Below are 7,376 nucleotides of genomic sequence, written 5' to 3'. Positions count from 1 at the left end.
ACCCCGTCCGCCAACGCCGGATTCGCCTTGCGCAGCTTCGACAACGCCGCGATCGACCGGTACAGCGGATGCCGCACGTCATACGCGTCACTCGCATGCGTACGCTCCGTACCGATCTCGTCGTCGTCCAGGTAGTCCGCCACCTTCGACGCGAACATCGACTGACGACCGTAGACGTCGTCCCCGGCGCCGGTGAAGCCCTGCTCGTCACCGGAGTAGATCACCGGATTGCCCCGCGACAGGAACATCAACTCGTGCGCCAGCCGGTCCCGCCGCAACAGTTCCGCGTCCCCGGCCCCCGGATGATCGGACTTCAGGAAGAAGCCGATACGGCCCATGTCATGGCTGCCGAGAAACGTGACCTGGCTGTACGCGTTCGCCTTGTCCGTGGTGTACCGGTAGTCCTGCGCGAAGACGGTGGCCAGGTCACCGGCGGGGCCGCCTCGTGAGGCATAGTTGCGGATGGCGGACTGGAGCGGGAAGTCGAGAGTTCCGTCGAGGCGGCCCTCGGTGAGGTAGGGAGCGGTGATGGCCGGGTCGGCGGAGAACGCCTCGGCGAACAAGAAGAAGTCCTCACGGCCCTTCTTCGCGGCGTAGGCGTCGAGTGCCGTGGCCCACTGCGTCCAGAATTCCATGTTGACGTTCTTGGCGGTGTCCACGCGGAAACCGTCGACGTCGAAGTCGTCGACCCACTTCTCGTAGATCTTCTCCATGCCCTGGACGACCTCGGGCCGCTCGGTCCACAGATCGTCCAGGCCGTAGAAGTCGCCGTACAGCGCGCTCTCGCCGGCGAAGGTCGAGTCGCCGCGGTTGTGGTACATCGTCGGGTCGTTCAGCCACTCGGGGACCATCTCGCCGGTGTTCTCCGGCGTGTACGGGAAGGAGTCCCGGTCGACCTTCGACATGGCCTCGGCGTCGTCGAAGGGCCGGCCCGACGCGTCCAGGTACGGGTAGGCGCCCTTGCTCCGGTAGCCGTACTTCTTCTCCGCGTAGTCGACGGTGTCGGCGGTGTGATTGGTGATGACGTCGAAGTAGACCTTCATGCCCTTGGCATGGGCCTTGGAGATGAGGTCGGTGAGATCGCGTTCCGAACCGAAGTGCGGGTCGACGCTGGTGAAGTCGGTGACGGCGTAGCCATGATAGGAGGCGGTCTTCTTGCCGCCCCGTTCCAGCACCGTCTTGTTGCGGAACACGGGCGTGAGCCAGATCGCGGTGGTGCCCAGTCCCTTGATGTAGTCGAGCCTGCGCGTGATGCCCTTGAGGTCGCCGCCCTGGTAGAAATTCTTGTCCGTCGGGTCGTAGCCCGTGCTGTAGCGGTCGCCGCTGAGGCCTCCTCGGTCGTTGGACGGGTCTGCGTTCGCGAAGCGGTCCGGCATGAGGAGGTAGAACTGTTCCCTGCTCACTGAAGGGCGTGCGGGCTGCGCTGCCAGCCATGCGTCGGGTGGGGGCGCGGGTGCCGTGGGTGCGGACGCCGCGTGCGCGGGTGCGGGCAGGGCCGTGGCCAGAACGGTCGCCAGCGCCGTGGTGAGAACGGATCTTCGCAGAGAGCCGGTCACGCGTGTGTGCTCCTCGTCTGTGCGGTCGGTTGGGATCCGGGGCACGTCCGGCCGCCCGGCGCCTGCGGCGAGGCGCGGCACCGGGCGGCCGTGGGTCGTGGAGGTGCGGGTGTTCAGTCGCGCCAGGTGTCGCCGAGCACGACGGAGCCTGACGACGAGACGGTCGCGGTGCGGTTCGCGCCGCTCTCCCAGGTGACCTTGCCGTTCGCGTCCTTGCGCAGGTACTTGTACTCGAAGGAGGTCCCGGCCGGGAGGCTGACGTCGAGCTTCCAGACCGGGTAGGCGGCCGGGTCGAGCTTGAGTGCGTTGTCGGGGTTCCAGTCGCCGAGCCGGGTGTTGTCGCCGGTGACGTAGATGTTCTCGCCCCAGCTGGTCGTGGCGTTCACGCGGAACGAGGCGCCGGCGGCCGGCTCGGGGTCGGTGCTGCCGCCACCACAGGTCTTGGCACCGACGTGCAGGGCCAGCGCGGTGTTCGCCCCGAGCGTGGCCGTGAACTGGCCGGCGGAGTTCACCGTGACGCCCTTGCCGCTCTGCACGTCGCAGTAGTCACCGGCGGGCAGGGAGGTCTGGAACGTGCGGGTCAGCGATCCGCCCTCGTGGTTGATGGCGACGTACGCCTTGGATCCGCGGCCGAAGGCGATCTGGTTGTTCCCGTTGTCCCACCAGTCCGTCACGGCCTCGCCGTGGGCGGTGTTGCGCCAGGCGACCATGCTCGCGACCTCGCGCCAGGCGTGCTGGCACTTCCAGCCGTCGGTGTAGCAGGCGTTCACCTGACCGCCGTTGGGGCCGCCCGCCGCCGTGTCGGTGAAGGAGTAGCCGGAGTGCACGTCCGGAGCACCGTACGGCCAGGCCAGCGAGAAGACCTGGGCGAGCGTGTACGTGGCGCCGTCCTTGTAGGTGAGCGTCCGGCCGTTGCGTTCGGTGTCGTGGTTGGTCACGAACACGGACGCCTTGTCGCTCGGCAGGTACCCCCAGTCCTCCCCGAAGTTCTTCAGGTACGCGAGCTTCTCGCCGCTGAAGACCCGCTTGAGATCATAGGCGTACGTGAACTCCTGCGGGTCGCCGACGCCCAGGTACTCACTGGGCTGCACGGCCTCCCCCGGGGCTCCGATCGTTTCCAGCTTCATGTACGCGTTCGGGTCGGTGAGCCGCGACTTGATGTCCTTGAGATCGTCGACGGCGATGTGCTTGGCGGCGTCGACGCGGAATCCGTCGACGCCCAGGGAGAGCAGGTCGTTCAGGTACCCTGCGATGGTCTTCCGGACGTACTCCTCGCCGGTGTCGAGGTCGGGCAGACTGCCCATCTCGCAGTGCTGGACGTTCCAGCGGTCCCGGTAATCGGTGATGTCGGTGCGGCAGTCGTCCATGTCCGCGCCGGAGTAGGTGCCCGGGTAGTCGTACTTGCTGTACGTGGAGCCGCCGGTACCCGTGCCGGAGGAGTTGGCCATGTGGTTGATGACGGTGTCGGCCACGACCTTCACTCCGGCCGCGTGACAGGTCTCGACCATGCTCTTGAACGCGGCGCGGTCACCGAGCCGGGTGGCGATCTTGTAGCTGACGGGCTGGTAGGCGGTCCACCACTGGCTGCCCTGCACCCGCTCGTTGGGCGGTGAGACCTGGACGTAGCCGTAGCCGGCGGGGCCGAGCGTGTCGGTGCACTCCTTGGCAACCGATGCGAAGTTCCACTCGAACATCACCGCGGTGACGTCCTTGTCTCCGACCGGCGCGGCCTGCGCCGGGGCCGGGACCGTGACGGCGGCAGCGGCTCCCGCCACGACGGCGAGTGCGGCAGCCACGGACTTTCTGGCCATGGTTCCTCCTGAGTCGAAGGGCAACGCGCCATGCCCGTGGGGTTGGTGGGGGGATGGAGTCAACCATCGCATCGATGAATCTTGCTGCAAATGGTTGCGGGCCGACCGTATGGGGAGGCGCCTTCATGGTCAACCCCTTCGACCCCACTCTCGCCAAACCGCCGCATTCAATGGGGAATTCTTCTTGCAAGGACTTACGCAAGAGTTCCGACGGTGTTACCTTCAACCACGCTTCCGGTCCGGTGCCGGTGGCCCGGTCCGCACCGGGCCACACGCGCCCGGCCCGGACCGGAGCGGTACACACCGGCCCCGTTCACGGATCTAGGCGTGCGCCTGGCTCCGCGCCACCTGCGCCGTAGAGCCCCGCACCACCAGCTCGGGCTGGAACACGTACTCCGTCCGCTGGACCGGCGTACCGCCGATCTCTTCCAGGAGCGCTCCCACCGCCGCGGTCGCCATGGCCTGTACGGGCTGGCGCACCGTGGTCAGCGGTGGATCGGTGAACGGGATCAGCGGTGAGTCGTCGAACCCGATCACCGACACGTCCCGCGGCACGTCGAGGCCTCGCTCGCGCACCGCCCGGATGACACCGAGCGCCATCGGATCGCTGCCGCAGACGATGCCGGTGCAGCCCTGGTCGAGCAGCGCGCCGGCGGCCGCATGGCCGCCCTCGACACTGAACAGCGTGCGCTGGATCAGTCTTCCGGCCTCGTCACCGGGAGTACCGAGGAAGGAGTGCAGCGCGGCCACGAAGCCCTCCGCCTTGCGCCGGGACGGTACGAAACGGGTCGGCCCGACGGCCAGGCCGATGCGCTCGTGTCCGAGATCCACGAGGTGACGCACGGCCATTCGCGCCGCCGAGCGGTCGTCCGGGGACACGAACGGCGCGTTGACGTGTTCGTTGAACCCGTTGATGAGGACGAACGGCACCTTCCGCTCGGCGAGCCGGGCGTAGCGCAACGCGTCCGCCGTGGTGTCCGCGTGCAGCCCGGAAAGGAACACGATGCCGTTGACACCGCGCTCCTCCAGCTGTTCGACCAGTTCGTCCTCGGTCGCCCCACCCGGCATCTGGGTGCACAACACCGGGGTGTACCCGTATCCCGCGAGGACCTGCTCGATGACCTGGGCGAACGCGGGGAAGATCGGGTTGGTCAGCTCGGGGATGACCAACCCGATGAGTCCGGCGCTGCGCCGGCGCAGCCGTGTCGGCCGCTCGTAGCCGAGCACGTCGAGCGCGGCGAGGACCTTCTGCCGGGTACCGGAGGCGACGCCGGGCTTGCCGTTGAGCACCCGGCTGACGGTGGCTTCACTCACCGCCGCCTGGGCCGCGATGTCGTGGAGGCGCAGCGTGCCGGTCTCGGTTGCGCGAAGCGGCCGCAAGGCCGTCATACCTCCCACCAGACGGCCGTGTCGGCGGGCAGTTCGAACTCGTCGCCGCTTGCCCTGACCGGGCTCGATGCGAGCAGTACGCGGCCGGGTGCCGCGATGCGGACCGCGCTCCCCGTCGTATTGACGGTGCACGCGAAGCCGGGCCGGTCGAACCTCAGGGTTCCGGTCGGGGCGTCGTCGTGCCAGACCACGTCGGTGCCGGCGCCGAGGCCCGGCTGCTCGCGGCGCACGGCGAGGGCGGTGCGGTACAGCTCGAGAGTGGAGCCGGCGACGCCGGTCTGCGCCTCGACGCTCAGCTCGCCCCAGCCCGCCGGCTGCGGCAGCCAGCTGCCGCCGGCGCCGAAGCCGTATGAGGAGCCCTCGCGGGTCCAGGGGATCGGCACCCGGCAGCCGTCGCGGAAGCCGTCCTGGCCCTGGGCCCGGAAGAAGGACGGGTCCTGGCGCAGTTCGTCGGGCAGGTCGGTGACGTCGGGCAGGCCGAGTTCCTCGCCCTGGTAGATGTAGGCGGAGCCGGGCAGCGCGAGCATCAGCAGCGTCGCGGCGCGGGCACGACGCAGGCCCAGCGCGCGGTCACCGGGAGTGCGGATCTGCGTGCCGAGGCCGGGCGGGTTGGCGTACCGGGTGGCGTGCCGGGTGACGTCGTGGTTGGACAGCACCCAGGTCGCCGGGGCGCCGACGGGTCGCATGGCGTCGAGGGAGCTGTCGATGATCGCGCGGAGTTCGGCGGCGTCCCAGGGTGCGCCCAGGTACTGGAAGTTGAAGGCCTGGTGCAGTTCGTCGGGACGGACGTAGTTGGCGGTGCGCTCGACGGTCGGGGTCCATGCCTCGGCGACGAAGATCCTGTCCCGGTCGTACTCGTTGAGGATGAGGCGCCAGGCGCGGTAGATGTCGTGGACACCGTCCTGGTCGAAGAACGGCATGACGTCGGTGCCGAGCAGCTTGAGCTGGTCGCTTCCGCCGAGGTCGGGCAGGCCCTCGGCCTTGACCATGCCGTGGGCGACATCGATGCGGAAGCCGTCGACGCCCATGTCCAGCCAGAACCGCAGGATCGAGCGGAACTCGTCGGCGACGGCGGGGTGTTCCCAGTTGAGGTCGGGCTGCTCGGGCGCGAAGAGGTGCAGGTACCACTCGCCGTCCGGCAGCCGGGTCCAGGCGGGGCCACCGAAGATGGACTCCCAGTCGTTGGGGGGCAGTTCCCCGTTCTCTCCCTTGCCGGGGCGGAAGTGGTAGCGCTCCCGCAGCGGCGACCCGGGCCCCTCGGCGACCGCGCGCCTGAACCACTCGTGCTGGTCCGAGGAGTGGTTCGGCACCAGGTCGACGATGATGCGCAGGTCCAGGGCGTGGGCGTCGCGGATCAGCGCGTCGGCGTCCAGCAGAGTGCCGAACATGGGGTCGACGGCACGGTAGTCGGCGACGTCGTAGCCGCCGTCCGCCTGCGGGGAGGCGTAGAACGGGCTCAGCCAGACCGCGTCCACGCCAAGATCGCGCAGATACGGGAGGCGCTGCCTGATGCCTTCGAGATCACCGGTGCCGTCTCCGTTGCTGTCGGCGAAGCTGCGCGGGTAGACCTGGTAGATGACGGCGTCTCGCCACCAGTCCGCGGCTTCGCGGGTGGAGGTGACGCGGGCAGGTGCCATGTCGGTCGGGTACTGGCTCATGATGTCCCTTGAGACGTGAGGGGCCGGACAACGGGTCAGTGGTGCGGGCGGGTTCTCAGCCCTTGGTGCCACCGGCTGTCAGACCGGTCACCAGGTTCTTCTGAACGAGGTAGAAGACTGCGGAGATCGGGATGGCGATCAGTACGGCCGTCGCGGCCATGTACTGACGCTGCGCGTCGTGCTCGCTGACGAAGCTCTGCAGGCCGACGGCGAGGGTGTACTTCTGGTCGTCGAGCATGAACGTGGTGGCGAACGCGACCTCGCTCCAGGCCGTGATCATGGTGTAGAACCCAGCGACGGCCAGGCCCGGGCGGGCCAGTGGCAGGATCAGACGGAAGAACGTGCCGAACGGCGAGAGTCCGTCGACCCGGCCGGCCTCGTCGATCTCGACGGGGATCGTGTCGAAGTAGCCCTTCATCAGCCAGGCGCAGTACGGCACCGCGGTCGTGAGATAGACCAGGATGAGCGCCGCGTAGGTGTCGATGAGGCGGAGGTCCGAGAGGATCACGTACATCGGGACCATCAGGACCGCGATGGGGAACATCTGCGTGATCAGCAGGACCCACATGAACTTCTTGTAGCCCGGGAAACGCATCCGTGAGACGGCGTACCCGCTGGTCGCCGCCACGAGTACCCCGATCACGGTGGTGCCGAGGGACACGATGAGCGTATTGCCCAGCCACTTGAGGAAGTTGGTGTGCTCGAGCACGAACGAGTAGTTGCTCAGGGTCGCGGTGTCGAGGATGCGGGAGGGGTGGAGGTAGTCGTCCTTGCCCGGGCCGAGCGAGAGGAACACCAGCCAGCCGATCGGGAACAGCGCGACGAGGCTCGCGACGACCAGCACGGCGTGCGTGGCCACCGAAACCCCGCGGCTGCGCCGGCCACGGCGCGGAGCGTTGCGCGGCACGGACGTCTCGACCGGGTCCAGGACCGGTGACGTGGAAAGGGTCTGGGTGCTCATG

The 7,376-nt window shown here is 68.4% G+C and carries 5 protein-coding genes; all 5 read right to left on the bottom strand.

The features are described from left to right. Nucleotides 1-1,517, bottom strand: a 1,517-nt coding sequence (locus ACFYZ3_RS12810) for an alpha-amylase family glycosyl hydrolase (RefSeq protein ID WP_388515997.1), incomplete at its 3' end; no start/stop codon positions are given. Between the two features lie 152 nt (nt 1,518-1,669). After that, on the bottom strand, nt 1,670-3,367 hold the full coding sequence (locus tag ACFYZ3_RS12805; RefSeq protein ID WP_186780137.1) for a carbohydrate-binding module family 20 domain-containing protein: 1,698 nt from the start codon (nt 3,365-3,367) through the stop codon (nt 1,670-1,672). 321 nt (nt 3,368-3,688) lie between these two features. Further along, entirely contained in the window at nt 3,689-4,756 is a 1,068-nt protein-coding gene (locus tag ACFYZ3_RS12800) for a LacI family DNA-binding transcriptional regulator (RefSeq protein ID WP_007388230.1), read from the bottom strand. After that, nucleotides 4,753-6,393: an alpha-amylase family glycosyl hydrolase gene (locus tag ACFYZ3_RS12795; protein WP_228956019.1), complete on the bottom strand. Its 1,641-nt coding sequence runs from the start codon at nt 6,391-6,393 to the stop codon at nt 4,753-4,755. Before ACFYZ3_RS12795 ends, ACFYZ3_RS12800 begins: the two co-directional genes overlap by 4 nt. Nucleotides 6,394-6,469: 76 nt before the next feature. Next, nucleotides 6,470-7,375, bottom strand: a complete 906-nt coding sequence (locus ACFYZ3_RS12790; protein ID WP_356203750.1) for an ABC transporter permease subunit — start codon at nt 7,373-7,375, stop codon at nt 6,470-6,472. Between the last annotated feature and the right edge of the window lies 1 nt (nt 7,376).

The sequence above is a fragment of the Streptomyces sp. NPDC001599 genome (genome assembly GCF_042893535.1).
Lineage (GTDB): Bacteria > Actinomycetota > Actinomycetes > Streptomycetales > Streptomycetaceae > Streptomyces.
This window is presented reverse-complemented; position numbering and strand designations above follow the sequence as displayed.

Coding starts and splice junctions, on each gene's coding strand:
- ACFYZ3_RS12790 (WP_356203750.1), bottom strand. CDS start 7,375: ATGAGCACCCAGACCCTTTCCACGTCACCGGTCCTGGACCCGGTCGAG.
- ACFYZ3_RS12800 (WP_007388230.1), bottom strand. CDS start 4,756: ATGACGGCCTTGCGGCCGCTTCGCGCAACCGAGACCGGCACGCTGCGC.
- ACFYZ3_RS12795 (WP_228956019.1), bottom strand. CDS start 6,393: ATGGCACCTGCCCGCGTCACCTCCACCCGCGAAGCCGCGGACTGGTGG.
- ACFYZ3_RS12805 (WP_186780137.1), bottom strand. CDS start 3,367: ATGGCCAGAAAGTCCGTGGCTGCCGCACTCGCCGTCGTGGCGGGAGCC.